The sequence below is a fragment of the Natronomonas gomsonensis genome (genome assembly GCF_024300825.1).
GTDB classification, from domain to species: Archaea; Halobacteriota; Halobacteria; order Halobacteriales; family Haloarculaceae; genus Natronomonas; species Natronomonas gomsonensis.
This window is the reverse complement of sequence record NZ_CP101323.1, coordinates 1,678,022-1,693,853: the sequence shown is the minus strand read 5'-3', so window position 1 is coordinate 1,693,853 and position 15,832 is coordinate 1,678,022. Positions and strand designations below refer to the sequence as shown.

Genomic DNA, 15,832 nt, shown 5'->3' with positions numbered 1-15,832 from the left:
GTGGAGAAAACGTGACATCCTCCGCGCCGTGAACGGCGCGGCTTCCCACGCATGGGGAATACCAGCTAAGTGCGGCTATCGCTGGTAGAGGGTTCCGACCCGTGGAACGCCGAGAGAGTCATTTGCGAGTGTTTCTCGCTCGTCTCTCGGTGGGTCGTGGTGCTGTCACAGGCACTCCCATCCCGAGGCGAGTCATTGCCTGCCGGTTTCAGCGGCACGCTCTCTCCCCACGGGTCAGCCCGTTGTGCAATGTTGATTGCGCCGTTTATATCGCCCTGAAACTCCGTGATGTGGCACTCGTCGTTGGTACACCGGAACGTGGCTTGTGCGGCTCTGTTTCCGATATGACCGCAAGCGTGGCACGTCTGGCTGGTGTACTCCGGTCGGACGTACTCGACCGGGATACCAGCCTCTCGTGCTTTGTCCTCGACGCGGTTCTGTAACCGAGCGAACGCCAACGCATGGAGTCGCCGGTTCATGTACGAGCCGTAGTCCAATTCTTCACGGATGTACGTCAGATTCTCCATCACCAGAACCGGCTTCTCGAATTGCCGGGCGTACTCGACGGCCTGCCGGGACGCCTTCTCGACAATATCGGTGAGTGCGTTCTGGTAGTGGTCGAATCGCTCGTCCATCCGCCACTCGGCGGCGTCTCGATCTTGGAGGCGTTTCAGAGTCGTGTGCATCTCTTTGCGAAGATGCTTCGCACGGCTCCCGTCACACACGAACGGGCCAGTTGGTGAACCGTCCTTGAGGGCACAGCCCGTTATCAGGGCGGTTTCACCAATGTCCAGACCGATGTGCGTCACGTCGTCGCCGTCTGTCGCGTAGTCGGGGGCTTCGACCGGAAATTCGACAGTGACGTGTAGCGTCCACGATGTGCGATTCTGTTGCAGTCGGAGTTGTCCCGCCGAAGCGTCCCCGTCTACGAGGTCGTGCCACAGTCCCTCTTGTTCGGGGTTGATACGAAGCGGTATCCAGAAATTCGTTCCCCGACCGGGTTGGGGTGCCCACCACGTAAACTCGTATTCTCGTGCCGGAGAGTGGTCAAACTCGGCGGCTTGGTTGGTGAGCCGAACCGGGTGGTCGTCGTCCAACTCCTGTGCGTTGTAGGTGTCGTGAAGTTGTGGAACGTAGTTGCACAGGGCCGCTTTCGCCTGATACGGCAGGTCGTAGGGCGTCACCACGTCACTGGTTGCGCTCATCGTGTCGCACCCGGCGTCGAACGCCTCGTGTAGTCCCTCGCGGTAGGTTTCGAGCAGGTCACAGAGTTTCCGCTCCTTGTGTGCTGTCGGCGGCGCGAGAGTCGCTTCGAGCGTCTTAGTCGTCGTTTCCATCCGTCTCTAACCCTTGTTCGATTAACTCGCGGTAAGCACGCGGATGGCGGATGCCATTCTCACGAGCGTACTCTTTGACCCGCTCGTGCAGGTCGCCACCGCGCTCCATATCAATCTCCGTTCGCACAAGAATTTGTACGTTTTTACTTCACTAAATACTTACGTTGGGTATTCAGTCAGGCAACAGTCACGGAGATTGTGGCACGGAGCTTACGCGATTCACTCCCGCCCTGCTCAGTCCTCGGTTCCGACGCTCTGTCGGAACACTCGTCCTTGGCGGGAAGGGCGGGATTCTCTCGCTGTTAGAAGATAGTACGGCCGCTGCTGGGCGTCACGATTCGGAATCCTTCGACTACGATAGTTGGATGGAGCACGCAGTCGATCCGCGCAAGGATCGTGAGCAATAATGCGTGAAATGGGCTGTATGTGAGACCCCAAACCGGATTGAAACACCAAATCCAGAGACGGAGTTGGTGTGTTGGACCGCTTATAACGAATACCGGCTCTGTTGAACTCATCAGAAGGTGACAAGTTCTGCCCCGGTGCGGTCAATACAGACGAAGTACAGATTGGGAGTACAGGTTAAAATGGCTTTTCGAGAGTAGCAGTCCGAAATCAGGAGAGTATGGCCTTCATTTGTGATTGATTCTGTCACAGGACTTAACATATCCGTTGACGTGGAGATAGCTATGGCTCTCCGTCGGCGGACTGTATTGGGGGCGATTGGAGGGGGTTTGGTCTGTCTTTCCGGCTGCGTTGAAGTTGCATCGAATACAGTATCGGGGTGCGTCTCATCAGTGCCGGAAGGCGCGAACTCGGCTTCCGAAATCCGTGATGCTCTCCCCGATTACGAGACTGAGGCGGCTACTGAAGACGAACACTGGGACCGGGCTGATGAAATCCAAGATGCGCTTTGGCACGCTGTAGACGGTCATCCGTGGCGATGTTCGATGGGACAAAAGACAGCGGATGGGGAGCTCATCATCGTAGTGGATGTGACCTGTGTGCCTCGGGCGCGAAAATATATTCCCAGCGAGTGGGGAGGGGTCACAATTCGAGTCAGACAGACCGCATGTGGCCCCCATGAAGTACAGTAATTCCCTGCGGTCAATACGCAGGCTTACTGACCGACTAATTCATGAGAATGGGCGTGAACCAAACGATCGCCGACCGCTGACTACATCCTCTGGGCCTTGTTTAGACGCCTGAATTCAGTAGGTTGACCCCTCGATTGCGCGTTCGATGTTTCGCACCGCTGATTTCATGACAAGTTCTCGGAACTGTCCGAACCACGTTCTCGCCCACAGCGTCTCACCGTATCGCTGTCGCAGTCCGAAAAACACCGATTCAGCGTTCGAACGCTGATTATACTCCCGATCGCGGATGAGTAAATTCCTCGCCCAGCCTCGAAAACCCGGATCGCGTTGCGGAATCAGCGGTGTGACACCTTCAGCACGTAGCTTCGTGCGAAGATGCTCCCAGTCGTATCCTTTATCTTCGTAGAGTAGCTCACACTGTACACACGACAAGGGCTAAGTGGGCTGGCTCACACTGTACACATGATGAGTAGCGACAAGAAGCGCGTCCAATTTCGGGCGCCACACCGGCTCATCGACCGGACTGATGCCCTTGCTGACGTACTCGGAGAGGACCGGACTGATATCCTCCTGACGGCACTCCGGGAATACCTCCAAGACGCCACTCACGACGACGCACTTCTCCAAGAAATCGCGGCCGCCTACTACGACGACGAAATCACCTTCGAGCAACTCAAAGCCCTCGTCGGCGCGGAGGAGGCAGCGAACCTCCGCGTGTTGAAACAGCAGCTGAACGAGGACTTCCTCGACGAGGTCGCCGACGCATAGATGTCGACGCTCGTCGCAGACGCCTCCGCGCTCGTCAGTCTCGGCGTCGTTGCTGACAACGACCCCGACCCACTTTCAATCTGTCTAGCTAGATATGACGTCATCATCCCGGCGGCAGTCATCGCAGAACTCGAAGAGATTGCCTCCTACGATGATATTCACGGCCGCGGAGCAACAACCGTCCTCGACCGAAGGGATTCCTTCGAAACACGGGCCGTCGATCTCGACGCCGAATTCCCCATCGATGATGGCGAGAACGCAGCTGTCACGCTCGCGAACGACCTCGATGCCGCGCTATTGCTCTGTGACGAATTTAACCACCTCGGCTTGATTCATGCGTCACTCGCCGACACTCGGCTCGTGACGACGCCAACGCTTTTGTCTGTATTCGTTCGAACCGAGCAGTTGTCAGCAACCACTGCTCGGAGGCTCCTTGAGGGGATTAGTGACGCTCGCAGCTGGGACGCGAACAGCTACGTGCAACGCGCTCGCTCGCTACTCGAGAAATCCTAAAAACCGCGTGGGACCGTCGTTCAGTCCCGCCCCAACCCGACGGGGTGGCCACCGCCCACCCCGCCCGCCTCGCGCGTTCTCGGCACGCCGATTCAGCACGCGCCACCCAGTAGCGGTTCGGGCTCGTGTCAGTGTGTCAGAACTCGGTGTGTCCCAGCGTACGTTCGGGGGTGACTCCTCGGGTTGTGCGCGCTCCGGCCGGCAGTCCGTTCCTGCCGGGCCCGGGCTTTCGCGTTTCCGTTGCGTCTGGCGACGGACGGGACACGGTCACGGGGCCGGGTCGGGCCGAGTGCAGTCGCCCGATACCGGCCGCACCCGAGAGCGGGCCTGCGAGCGCTCGGCCCGCAACCGGATTCGACCGGCGCCGGGACGACTGCATCTTCACCGGCCGTTGCGTCGGCGCTCCCTGAATGCGGTCGCGCCGACGGACGGCGGTTCAGACGTGGCCGCCTGCGCGGTCCGGGACGGGCTGCTTGCCGCTCGGGCAATTGCCCTCGTCCCGAGTGGCCTCCGGGCTGCCGCGGCGACCGGCGGTTCGCCGTGCTCACCTTCGGTCGCCCCGGGTCCGGGAGTTCCTCGGGATCGGCTGCGCTGCCGGCCGGGCGTGCGCTCGAACTCCGTCGCGACGGGCATCGCTGCCGCGGGCATGCCGTCCGCGGCCGGCGTGCCGCGCGAGGCGTTTCCGTTGCGTCTGGCGACGGACGGGACAGGCTCGCGCGGGTCCGGCCCCGAACGGGTCCGGCGGGGCTCGCCCTCTGCTCCGTCGCTGTGGCCGTATGCGAGGCCGTTCACCACCGTATACCCCCCGGCCGTGCCGTCTCGTCGCCGCGGCGCTTCCGTTGCGTCGATGACGGACGGGGCTTGCGGCGACGACCCGCGGTGACCGGCTGGGTATACGGCGGTGAGCGCGCGCTCACCTCGAGGTTCACCCCCGAACTCGTCTGTGTGGGATGGCCGTCGGTGCCGCGCCGCGCCGGACAGAGTCCGGCGTGAAGGCGCGGCGCGGGCACCTCGGTGACGGCGTCAGTCGGTGACGTCGGAGCCATGGCTGGTTGGGTCGATTCTGTGGAAAACCCGCGGTGGAGACGCGGGTGTCGGACGCTCGAAGAGCGCCTTCAGGTCTGGTGTAGACCAATGCAACGTAACAACCCAATTCGTGAAAAGGTCTCGGTCGAACAGGACACAGAACAAGAAGCAACTGAGGACACCCCGGAGCTGCGACCCACGGTAGAGTTGCAGACCCAGGCGAAGATCGACTCGGACGTTCGTGATGCGATTGCGGCGGCTGACGAACAGGACCACCCCTACGGGATGACGCTCGAAGCTCAAGAGAAGTGGGAAGCGCGAGAAGCCGAAAAGCGGCGGACTCGTGACCGTGCGGATCGAGAGCAGACAAGTCGGCGTGAGGAACTGTGCCGGGAGATGACGCGAGCGAAGCACTGTGGGCTGCCCAGCGAGGCAGATCCACGTGAGCAGTTGGATGTCGAGACGCGGCGGGAAGTCAAGAAGCAGGCTATTCGGTTGGACGGGAAGTGTCGCGGTGGCCTCGGTGTCGAAGCCATCGAACGTGAGTTGGCCGCCCGGGTCGAGAGCGGTCGGTCGATGCAGGATGCCGTGTTGGACATGGTCGAGGACGTGCAGGCGGCGCCGGGGGCGATTGTGGCGCTCGGTGAGTTGGAGAAAGTGCCAGCGAAGTACGTGGATATCGAGGCGACGGTGAAGACCCTCTGGGAGCCGTCGAGTCCGAAGATGGCCCAAGTCGGGCTGTTAGAGGACGAGACGGGGACGACAAAATTCACCAGCTGGACCCGATCGCAGGCCACAGTCGTCGCCGAAGGACAGCGCGTGCGCATTCGGGATGCCGCCAAGAACTGGTATCAGGGTCGGTGTTCGGTCGCGTTCGTCGGGCGTACCAACATCGAGTTCCCGGACCGAGACGACTGGTGGTGAGCGCGTAGGCCGCTCCCTTTCTTTTTTATTTTGGCCTCCACCCACCAACCACCCCCCCCACCCACCGCTCCGTGCTCGCTTCGCTGCGCGCGCAGCCACGACCTCTGTGTAGAGGCTCCTAAGGCCACCAGCCAGATCAAATCGATTCGAGACCAACAGAAAAGCAGAGAATAGTGATTCCACGCAACTATTTCGCCCACGATGAACTCGTATCTGGTACGCTGGAAGTCACTGGCTCAATAATTGACAAAGGCTCATTTCACCTCATGAGATCGCGCTCGCGGTCATCGATGATGGCCAGCAACAGGTAATCGTCATCTGAGAAACGCATGACCGTTCAGCACGGTTTGGGCGTGGAATGCGGAGAAGTTCCTGGTTGTATGGTAAGACAAGAAGATTCCGTAACCCCAGACCGCGGTGTTAAATTCTGAACTACTGGTATTCTTAGCTGTCGGTCAACGTGTGAAGAGATGTACGAAATCTCGATTTCTAACTCTCATCCGCTATTTCGTCAACCTTCGAATCGACTATCGTTTGATTGACAGCTTGAATCGAATCACTAGGTGTGTCCAGTAACACCGAATAAGCGATGACAACCTGCGCCAAGTACCAGCGAACCTCTTTGAGATACGCTTGAGTCTCATTCGGGCCATGATAGTCGCCAGACAGCTCCTCAGAGAGACTCGCATCGTTGTGGACAATTCGGTTCCGGATGCGTCGGACTCCCTCTAAGAACGTCCGCACCTCATCAAGGTCACACTTATGCTGGTCGCGGAGGAGAGCTGCAGCACGGTTTGGGAGCGTTGATCCAGGATCACCACGGATAAGCGTGGTTTCGAAACCGAGAAAGGCATCTACAATTTGATCTTCGGACGTCGACCGCTCGTACATTCGATTGAACCGAGTGAGGCACCGATAGAGCGTATTCGACATCTCATCTTCCAACGAGCAGTACGGCCCGATTCGTTGCCAGTGCTCACGGAGGGCGTCTTGGTCGGACTCCGGGAGTTCAACTGGGTCCCGGTGGAAGGATTTCCCGCGCTGCCCGAACTCCGGAATGATTACCCGGTCGACGTCGGCGCTGATACCGCGATACGTCTTCCAAGAGTCACGGAGAAGATATCCCGGGCCAAGCCCAGCGTACTCTTCAGGGGCCCAAAGCCGGAGTGCCGTGACGACCTGCTTCGCGATTGCAGCCGCTTCGGGAAGCGCTTGATTCTCAGTCCAGCTGAGGTCGAGACCTGTATGCTGTGAGTTGTGTTTCGTGGGACGGCAGGTGACCTCGAACTCGACTTCGAGAGTCGTCGCCCACCCGAGTCGTTTCTGGGTTTGATCCGGTTCAGTGATCATACCGGGCGTGCCGTACGTCTGCATCGCCGTCATCTCAAAGTCAGGAATCCGTGATATCAGTAGATCGTCCGTGAGAGACGACACATACTCGCCATTATCGACCGAGTCTTCGAGGGGCTCAAGCGCTAGCTGAAATCCCTCTTCGAAATCGTCTGGCCGCAGGATCACTCGCGGGAGGGGGAACACGACTCGGTGGACGTGAGTGCTTGCGTATAGGGGTGCGAAGTGATCCTCGTAGGCGGTGTCAAATGCGTCTTCGTCAAACACCACGGCGCCGGCGTAATCGAGAGTGAGCTTCGCGAGTTTGAGGATGCGTTTGCCGTGGAGGCTTTGTTCGACATCGTCGGTCCGGTGCGGACAGAATGAGAGGCCGTCGTCAATGAGGGATTCGGCTAGGTCACTGAAATAGAAGTGTTTGAAGCGGTTCGTATCACGGACGGTTTTCGACGGCTGTTCGACGGTGTATTCGTGTTTTCGGTCGCGAAACGTATTGGATTCGGTGATCGTCGTCGTGGGGAGTTGCTCGTAGGCATCCTCCGTGTAGTCCTGAACGTCCGCGACAAAGGATTCAACCGCCTCTCGGATCCGAGGATACGCCTGTGCCGCCGGTGAAGCCATCTGATCTAACGGTGTGTAGTCGGTTCTGTGATGTATATCTGCGGTTGTTTTATCAAATAACGGAGCGGGAGTAGGGAGAGAAGTTTGGTAAGACCAGATGAGAACACGGCCTCCGCCGAAATGAGCGACGGCATCAACGCCGACAGCAAGGATTCGGATCGGTTTCTCATTGTCACTCCACGACAATTCATACAAACAGCACTCACCCACCAAACGAATTGCGGCCTGTTCTCACTAGACCGTGGCGTTGCGAGAACAGGTCCATCTTGAAGCAGCATAATACTGACTGTATGGTATGGTCATACGGCAAGGTTGAGGGACTCATACCCACAAGAGTAAGGTAGAGATGTCAGATACAAGCATCGGACTCTCAAGAGAAGTAAAGGACCGTCTTGAACCAGTCAAGGACGAACACGACGCGAGTTCGTGGGACGAGTTCATGGATGACCTCGTAGCGGAGAACCTCGATATTGCGCCCGAGGACTTAGACGAGTACACAGTTGAGCAGCATGAACGTGTCGAGCAGACACGTTCGACCATTGTTGGCGTCTTAGAAGCCCTCAATGAGGCCGACATGGTGGACGAGGTCGTCGAAATCATCACGGCTCTTGGCCAGCAGGGGATGTTAGCACAGAATCAAGAGATTGTCGAGCACCTCATCGATAAAGCGAAAGGCGATGCTGAAATCAATGAGGGAGATCGGCTGCTCGCACGTATGGTAATAGAGACGGAAGGTGCTCGAGATCACGAGAGTCCGGCTGCGGAAATCGCTCGGGGTCTCTTTGCTGAAACCGACACTGCTACGGCCGAGCGGACAACGGCAGAGCGCCAGCGAACATCGAAGAAGACTGGCCTCGAAGAAAGCGAATCACCCCAGCAGCAGGACGACATAGTGGGATCCGATTCCAAAGATATCGATTTCTCAATTGAGAAGACAGACGAAGAGCTCTAATCAGGCTAAAACACCATGAACAACACGACTACCACAGTCCCGACAGCACAGACGAAGAATCAGGTACAGAAGAGCAATCAAGAGGCTGACCCACTAGATGAATTTGCCCAAGAGTTCGGGAAGGCAACAGGAAAACGGGTCGGTACCGCACTCGCTGAAGAGCTCCATGAGGACTTCGAAGTACGTCGAGCCGCCGCCTCGGGTGCTGGCGTTGGCGTTGGCGTGGTCGTTGGGGTGGGGTTACTCGCTCTCCTCACTCAATAGTCCTACCCGTCGATCACGACAAATCGGCATCACTGACCGATACACTGTAAAGCGCAGAAAATGAAGGACAACATCTAATAGGATGTCCTCACACATACTAGATGGAGCGCCGCAGGCACCGGCGTTTGAAGCCCGTCGCACCGCTCCTGCCATCCCGGTAAGACGCGGTCCGAACGGGGACGCATCACATCACAATTGCGTCCTCGGAGAGGTCCCGCGTGGAAACGGGGGTGGAGGCGGGAATCAGTGCCCTTTCACTACTGCTCAGCAAGCCACGTAGCGACATCGCTACACCCCATTGCCTCGAGCCGCCCTACAACAGGCTGAACGCCATCACTCTCCGGAGGTGGGGCATGTGTCTTCCCAAATGTCCCGTGGAACCAACAGCTGACGCGTTCTCGAACGGAATCTGCATACCGTTGTTCGAATTTCGCTCGTCGAACTTCTCCTTCGCCACGCGCAGCAGCAGAGTATCCACGTCCCCATCGACCTTTCCGAGATTCCGGTGTCGTCTCCAGTATCATCTCAACTGGTCCGGCGACCGAGGCTGAAGAGAGAGCTGTAGGATCCGCCGCAAGGGTATCCGCGACAACACCGGCAACGAGGTCCGCCAACAGGAGATGGGGATAGTAGAGCTCTGACTGGGCGCAGTTTGTGATCGATGGCGGAACCACGTCGATTGCACCGGCAGTCTGATACAGCTTGTCTGCTCGACCTTGATCACCGTCAACGATGGCTATCGTATCGTCGGTTGTCACACTCAACTCGTCGAGGAGGATCGCAGAGTGGACTGCCTCAGCAAATGGCAGCTTGACGTCGTCCTGATGAACGCAAATACCGACCTCCCCGTTACACCGCAGAAGGAGCTCTTGAACCTTTGCAGGTGGGAGTGAAAGGTCACGGCTTTTCGTCCGGAACGGCCGATAGCCGTCATCGTATATCGTCTGATAGAGATCATCGAGCAGTGTGGCTTCCTGCGTCCGGTTGAGAAGAACACCGACAGTCACCACGAGACCCTGCCGGTCTGTGGCGTCAAACCCGATAGACCGAGGCCGCGAGTCCTCATCCACAATGAAATCCTGCATTCGTGCGTAACTCAGTCTGTGGACCGAGGGGTAATGAAACAGGTCGGAACAGTGGTCACCATTCCGCGAGATAGCAAAAAAGAGATGAGATCTCTCACCGAGTCACAGATCTTCGCTTCGAGGGGGGTAGTGTAGCCGAATTGTGTGCAGTGAATCGGCGTCGATAACAGGCTTTCTCGGTGTGCACTCCGTGGCGTTTATCATACACACTTACCTTCCACCGTACAATGGTCGATAACTTCAACGAGAAGTCGGACTTTATCTGGTCTATTGCAGATCTTCTCCGAGGGGACTACAAGCAGTCGGAATACCAGAAGGTCATCTTGCCGCTGACTGTTCTTCGACGTCTCGATTGCGTGACTGAGCGGAACAAGGACGAGGTATTGGAGCGCTACGAACAGCTTCAGGAACAAGGTATCGAGAACGTCGCACCCTCGTTGAAGAAGGCAGCCGATGCACAGGTGTACAATACCAGTGAGTACACCTTCGAATCTCTGTGTAACGACCCCGACGATATCGCAGAAAACCTCCAGTACTACATCAACCAGTACGACGAGGAGACGAAGGAGATTTTCGAGAAATTCGCGTTCGACCACCAGATCGACCGACTTGCCGATGCCGATCTTTTGTATAAGGTCGTCCGGCAGTTCGCCGAAATCGACCTCCACCCCGAGGAGGTCCCAAACGAGGAGATGGGCTACATCTACGAGGAGCTCATCCGGAAGTTCAACGAGCTGAGCAACGAGACGGCTGGCGAACACTTCACGCCGCGGGAAGTCATCGAACTGATACAGATCGATAGCGCATACCTCCGTCTTCAGGCGGAGGTCAAGCGATAGGCATAGTGCGTCAATCCACAAGTCACGCCATCACTGGATTTCCCACGCTTCAACGACAGTATTAAGACGCCAACGAACTATAGTGTGTAACACGGATGAAGACCACACGGCACGCGACCTACAACCTCAACTACCACATAGTGTGGTTGCCGAAGTACCGCCAGTCGGTACTCGACAACGAGGTCGCCAACCGTGTGGGAACCATCCTCCACGAAATCGCCGACGACAAAGGCTTAGAGATTATTGACCTGACCGTTCAACCCGACCACATCCATCTGTTCGTCAGTAGTCCACCGAAGCACGCGCCCTCACTTCTCGCCAACTGGTTCAAGGGGATCTCCTCGCGGAAATACAACCACCGCTATGCCGACAACGAGGGCGAGAAGATTCGATGGGCACGGGGCTACTACGCAGGAACAGCGGGCCACGTTTCCAGCGAAACGGTACAGGACTACATTCAAGAACACAAGGAGGGCGATTCGTGACCGAACTCACGAAGACGCTGGAATTGAAACTGGTCAACCCGAACGCCCACAAGCGGAGGAAACTCCGTGAGACGCGAGAGGCGTACCAGCACGCCCTCAAAGACGCCTTCGACGCTGGTTGCACCGCCCAGACCGAAGCGAACGACGTGGTGGTCAACTACGATCTGTCGGGATACGCGAAGAACGCCCTCAAAAAGTACGTCCCGCAGTTGACGACGACGTACAATGCGGGCGAACTTCACGACGACCACCCTGTTCGGTTCACCAACGAGGGACTACGGCTCGACCACAAGCCCGAGAACGCAATCGAGTGGTACGTCAAAATCCCACACCACGAGGATTACAACCTCTGGATACCAGCACAGCCGAACCCCGAACAGCGGAGCTGGTTGGAAGCGTTGAACGCGGGAGACGCCACGATGGGTGAGAGTCGGCTGTTCGAGCGGGACGGAACGTGGTATCTTCACATCACCGCAACCCGCGACGTAAAGGACGGTTCTGAGGTGTCCGACCAAGAACGAACGCCTATCGGAGTGGACATTGGGGAAGCGTCGCTCGTCACGGTGTGTCACCGCGACAGGCACGGTTCTCCGACCGCTCCCGAAGTGTGGGCCGACGAGGGCAAGACCGTTCGTCGGCTCCGCAAGACCTACTTCACCGCCAAGAGGCGACTTCAGACGCGCGGAAGCGAGCGTATCGCTGAGTCCTTCGGGGGCGACGTGTGGAGCCAGATAGACGACGTGTTCCATAGTGTCACCCGCGAAGTCGTGGAGTACGCCGAATCCGTCGAGAATCCCGTACTGGTTCTGGAAGACCTGACGTACATACGGGAGTCGATGGACTACGGCGAGTACATGAACCGCCGTCTCCACGGGTGGGGATTCGCTAAACTCCACGCGCAGATACTGTACAAGGCCGTCGAGAAGGGAATCCCCGTCGAGACGGTGAATCCGCGTAACACGTCGAAGGAGTGCCATGCGTGCGGCGAGGTGGGGTATCGCCCGAAGCAGGCGACGTTCAAGTGTAGGAACGACGATTGCTGGATGGGCGAGTACCAAGCGGACGTGAATGGGGCAATAAATATCGCAGACCGCTACCTCAGCGGAGAGAGTCGTTCCAGAGAACACGAGAACGACGATGACTCGGCTGAGGATGGGGCGCGTTTGACCGCGCCACAAGACAGCCAAGCCGATGCTGAAACCCAGCAATGGACGCTTGGAACGTATGCGTCTTGAAACCACAGGGCCGTTGCACTCGGCCTGAAATCCCGTGGCGGGATTCCCGCGTCTTCAGGTGCGGGAGGAGGTCAATACGATGGCGAGCCACTCGGGAAACGGAGTTACGTCCTCCCGTGGTCCCTTGCGACCCTCAATACTGCTGCAGATGTCGAACAGTATTTGACCACTCTCGTCGACGAGCGCACAGAAGATGTAGCGAAGCAATTGCTCGACTACATCACCAAGTGAACTCAATCGTATCGGAAGTTCCGGAAGTCCCCCGCCACGGCTTATCTCAGACATCGACGAATACTGGCGTATGCAATACGCCGAAAGCCAAGCGACACCGTCGCTTCCGACCCTTGGTGACCAGTGTTACCTGCTGGAAACTGGAGAGGCGACGACTGGACCGCTCCAGTCGCTCGTCCTTGACCACCTGCTACTCAACGAGGGTGACGCATACTGGGTTGATGCAGCCGGCCACGCCCAGGCGGATACGCTCGCTCGAATCGCGCCGAGTAACCGCCTCCTCGAACGTATCAATGTCGCTCGCGGCTTCACGGCCTACCAACACGCCGCACTCCTCAATCGCGTCACCGACCTTGTCGACGTCGGAACGAGCATCATCGTCGCACCGGCTGTGGACGCGATGTACCGCAGCGACGATATTCGTGGCCCCGACGCCGAGGCAATGCTTCGGGCGACCGTTGAACAGCTCAGTGCGCTGTGTCGAATCCACGACCTCCCTGTCGTTCTGACGTGCCGACAGCGAGACGAATTGAGCGCCCCGGTCGCAGAACACGTCGAGGACGTCATTCGCTGTGAGAGTACGCAGTTCGGGCCTCGCTTCGTCGGCGACGGCTTCGAGACGCTCGTGTATCCGACTGGTGACGGCTATGTCCAGACGACGCTTGCGTTCTGGAAGCACGTCCTCACGACGCGGGCGGAGACCAATGGAGCGATCGTGGAGGTGGCACATGGGGCGAACTAACCCGACGTACCGCGACACAGTCCGTGCGATACGCGACCGTTGGCAGCCGTTCCAGCGGGCACTCAGACAGCGTGACCAGCCCGCATTCGATCGACTGTTCGAACACGCACGAAGCCACGCCGACGCTGGTGGATACCTGAACTGTGATGAGCCAATGTTTCCGATTCTCATCTCGATTGCGCTTGAACAGGAGCGACGCATCCACCAACTCGAAGCTCGGGTCGGCGAACTGGAATCGGAAACAGAACCGGAAGCAACTGAATAGCCGTGCCGTACAAATTCGACTACCACGATGGGAATGTTCTCGCGTGGTCGCTGACCGACGACGGGGCGACTGTGGACCGTATCACCGACTACACGCCGACCATCTACGTCTCTGCAGACCGCGAGGAGTTACTCGGCCGGGCACAAAGACATCTCAGCGGGTTTCCGGCCATCGACACAACAGCAATCAAGCGGTGGCGGACTGGATTCCGACACGATGCCGAACCCGTGCTCCGACTCGATATCGACAGCATCGAACAAGTATCAGATGTAGCAGGTACGGTTGCTGGGTGGGAGTCACCGGGCACCTATCGGCTGTACAACGTCGATTTCACGCGTGAGTTCCGGTTTTGTCTGGAGACCGACTGCGTACCGCTTCCAGAGAGGGAGCTGCGAACGGTCCACTTGGAGACGCCACCTGAACAACTCGGAGCGAACGAACTGACCCATCTCTCCGTCGACGGTGAGACAGTCATCGGGCCAACAGCGATTCTCGAAACGGTTATCGAACGCCTCGATACAATCGACCCGGACGTTCTCGTCCTCGAATCGAGCGACCTCGTGCCAGACCTATACGCGCTGGCAGAGCGGAACGGTGTCGACCGATTCGACCTCGGTCGACGGGCGGGATACGACCAACTCGCCGGCGAGTCAACGTACCACAGCTACGGCCAAACCGGACACTCACCGGCTCGATACAACGTGCCCGGTCGGGCTATCATCGACCGCTCGAATACGTTCATGTGGAACCAGACGAACCTCGATGGCTGTCTTGACCTCGTCGAGCGCTCCGGACTGCCCCTACAGGAGTTGGCGTGGTCGAGTATCGGTCGCATTCTGACAGCGATTCAGATTCGAGAGGCCCGCAACCGGAACGTCCTCGTCCCGTGGCACTCCTGGCGTCACGAGTTCTTCAAATCGATGCGGCGACTCCATGACGCCGACCGTGGGGGGTTCACCTTCTCTCCAGAAGTTGGCTTCCACGAGGATGTCCACGAACTCGATTTCTCATCCCTGTATCCGAATATCATCGTCACCCGGAACGTGAGCCCCGAAACTGTCTGCTGTGACTGCCATTCTGACCGCGCAGACGTTCCGGGAATCGGCTACAGTATCTGTGACGACCGGGGCTACCTTCCCGACGTACTGGAGCCGCTCATTGAGGATCGTGACGAAATCAAGGCCGAGCTCCGCTCCGTTGACGATGCCGAGCGACGGCGTGAACTCGAAGGGCGCTCCAGTGCCATCAAGTGGATTCTCGTCTCCTGTTTCGGCTATCAGGGTTTCTCGAACGCCAAGTTCGGCCGCATCGAGTGCCACGAGGCAATCAACGCATTCGCCCGAGAGATACTACTTGATGCGAAGATAACACTGGAGGAACACGGCTGGCGGGTCGTCCACGGCATCGTCGACAGCCTGTGGGTGACGCCTCGGCAGGAGGCGGACCAGACGCCACTTCCGGAACTATCGAGTCGGATTACCGACGACCTCGACATCCGATTGGAGTACGAAGCGGAATACGACTGGATCGCGTTCGTCCCACAGCGAAACAGCGAGGCGGGGGCGTTGACGAAGTATTTCGGAAAGCGTCTCGATGGCGAGTACAAGTATCGCGGTATCGAATGCCGGCAACGGAGTACGCCGGAATACGTGACGGACGCCCAGCGAGCGCTGATTGAATCACTCGACGAGTACCGCGACCCAGAGCGCGTCTGTGATGTCCTTGAGGGCTATCTTACAGACCTCAAACGAGGCGCAGTCGACACCGACCGACTGGTTGAGACGATACGCATCTCGAAGCCGTTGGCAGAGTACGACCGAAAGACACGGACGGTTGCCGCACTCACGCGAGCAAACAGACAGGGCATCGCGAGACACCCCGGACAGACGGTTTCGTATGTCGTTGTTGACGACGAAGCAGACTCGATAGACCGCGTTCGGTTAGCCCACGAAACACACGATGCCTACGATACGGCGTACTACGCGAGACAGCTTCGACGAGCTGCCGAAAGCATTCTCGCGCCGCTTGGCTGGGATGAAAGGGACATCCAGCAGTATTTGGCAGACAGAACGGATGCAAGTCTCGTTCAATTCGAGTAACT

At 58.1% G+C, this 15,832-nt stretch carries 15 protein-coding genes and 2 pseudogenes; 11 read left to right on the top strand and 6 right to left on the bottom strand.

What is annotated here, in order from left to right; genetic code table 11:
- Nucleotides 1-65: 65 nt before the first annotated feature.
- From NMP98_RS09225 to NMP98_RS09215, 4 genes and pseudogenes are all read right to left on the bottom strand, one after another.
- A complete protein-coding gene (locus NMP98_RS09225; protein ID WP_254861213.1) occupies nucleotides 66-1,337 on the bottom strand; it encodes an RNA-guided endonuclease TnpB family protein in 1,272 nt (423 codons plus the stop codon).
- Nucleotides 1,321-1,446, bottom strand: coding sequence for a hypothetical protein (locus NMP98_RS19450; protein ID WP_267636651.1), 126 nt, complete (start codon nucleotides 1,444-1,446; stop codon nucleotides 1,321-1,323). Before NMP98_RS19450 ends, NMP98_RS09225 begins: the two co-directional genes overlap by 17 nt.
- A 685-nt stretch (nucleotides 1,447-2,131) precedes the next feature.
- Nucleotides 2,132-2,272, bottom strand: a complete 141-nt coding sequence (locus NMP98_RS09220; RefSeq protein WP_254861212.1) for a hypothetical protein — start codon at nucleotides 2,270-2,272, stop codon at nucleotides 2,132-2,134.
- Nucleotides 2,273-2,548: 276 nt separating this feature from the next.
- A pseudogene (locus tag NMP98_RS09215) lies at nucleotides 2,549-2,845 on the bottom strand (IS5 family transposase); the annotation flags it as partial.
- A 54-nt stretch (nucleotides 2,846-2,899) separates the two neighbouring features.
- Here NMP98_RS09215 and NMP98_RS09210 point away from each other — a divergent pair.
- From NMP98_RS09210 to NMP98_RS09200, 3 genes are all read left to right on the top strand, one after another.
- On the top strand, nucleotides 2,900-3,202 hold the full coding sequence (locus NMP98_RS09210; protein WP_254861211.1) for a hypothetical protein: 303 nt from the start codon (nucleotides 2,900-2,902) through the stop codon (nucleotides 3,200-3,202).
- Nucleotides 3,203-3,715 (top strand): PIN domain-containing protein, encoded by a 513-nt coding sequence (locus NMP98_RS09205; protein ID WP_254861210.1) that lies wholly within the window; start codon nucleotides 3,203-3,205, stop codon nucleotides 3,713-3,715.
- 1,134 nt (nucleotides 3,716-4,849) lie between these two features.
- Nucleotides 4,850-5,665, top strand: coding sequence for a DNA-binding protein (locus NMP98_RS09200; RefSeq protein ID WP_254861209.1), 816 nt, complete (start codon nucleotides 4,850-4,852; stop codon nucleotides 5,663-5,665).
- A 489-nt stretch (nucleotides 5,666-6,154) separates the two neighbouring features.
- On the opposite strand, the gene NMP98_RS09195 is transcribed toward NMP98_RS09200, so the two are convergent.
- Nucleotides 6,155-7,633, bottom strand: coding sequence for a HEPN domain-containing protein (locus tag NMP98_RS09195; RefSeq protein ID WP_254861208.1), 1,479 nt, complete (start codon nucleotides 7,631-7,633; stop codon nucleotides 6,155-6,157).
- Between the two features lie 346 nt (nucleotides 7,634-7,979).
- Here NMP98_RS09195 and NMP98_RS09190 point away from each other — a divergent pair, with 346 nt between their 5' ends.
- Entirely contained in the window at nucleotides 7,980-8,585 is a 606-nt protein-coding gene (locus NMP98_RS09190) for a hypothetical protein (RefSeq protein WP_254861207.1), read from the top strand.
- Nucleotides 8,586-9,106: 521 nt separating this feature from the next.
- Here NMP98_RS09190 and NMP98_RS09185 read toward each other — a convergent pair.
- On the bottom strand, nucleotides 9,107-9,934 hold the full coding sequence (locus tag NMP98_RS09185) for a hypothetical protein (RefSeq protein WP_254861206.1): 828 nt from the start codon (nucleotides 9,932-9,934) through the stop codon (nucleotides 9,107-9,109).
- 227 nt (nucleotides 9,935-10,161) lie between these two features.
- Here NMP98_RS09185 and NMP98_RS09180 point away from each other — a divergent pair, with 227 nt between their 5' ends.
- From NMP98_RS09180 to NMP98_RS09150, 7 genes and pseudogenes are all read left to right on the top strand, one after another.
- The gene (locus NMP98_RS09180) at nucleotides 10,162-10,773 is read left to right on the top strand and encodes a type I restriction-modification system subunit M N-terminal domain-containing protein (protein WP_254861205.1); all 612 of its coding nucleotides are present in this window, start codon (nucleotides 10,162-10,164) and stop codon (nucleotides 10,771-10,773) included.
- Between the two features lie 95 nt (nucleotides 10,774-10,868).
- Nucleotides 10,869-11,258 (top strand): IS200/IS605 family transposase, encoded by a 390-nt coding sequence (gene tnpA / locus NMP98_RS09175; protein ID WP_254861204.1) that lies wholly within the window; start codon nucleotides 10,869-10,871, stop codon nucleotides 11,256-11,258.
- A complete protein-coding gene (locus NMP98_RS09170) occupies nucleotides 11,255-12,493 on the top strand; it encodes an RNA-guided endonuclease InsQ/TnpB family protein (protein ID WP_254861203.1) in 1,239 nt (412 codons plus the stop codon). The genes tnpA and NMP98_RS09170 overlap by 4 nt, the downstream gene beginning before the upstream one ends.
- Before the next feature lie 75 nt (nucleotides 12,494-12,568).
- A pseudogene (locus tag NMP98_RS19545) lies at nucleotides 12,569-12,724 on the top strand (PemK-like protein); the annotation flags it as partial.
- 70 nt (nucleotides 12,725-12,794) lie between these two features.
- Nucleotides 12,795-13,466, top strand: coding sequence for a P-loop NTPase family protein (locus tag NMP98_RS09160; protein ID WP_254861201.1), 672 nt, complete (start codon nucleotides 12,795-12,797; stop codon nucleotides 13,464-13,466).
- Entirely contained in the window at nucleotides 13,453-13,731 is a 279-nt protein-coding gene (locus NMP98_RS09155; RefSeq protein ID WP_254861200.1) for a DUF8156 family protein, read from the top strand. The genes NMP98_RS09160 and NMP98_RS09155 overlap by 14 nt, the downstream gene beginning before the upstream one ends.
- Before the next feature lie 2 nt (nucleotides 13,732-13,733).
- Nucleotides 13,734-15,830 (top strand): type B DNA-directed DNA polymerase, encoded by a 2,097-nt coding sequence (locus tag NMP98_RS09150; RefSeq protein WP_254861199.1) that lies wholly within the window; start codon nucleotides 13,734-13,736, stop codon nucleotides 15,828-15,830.
- The last annotated feature ends 2 nt before the right edge of the window (nucleotides 15,831-15,832 follow it).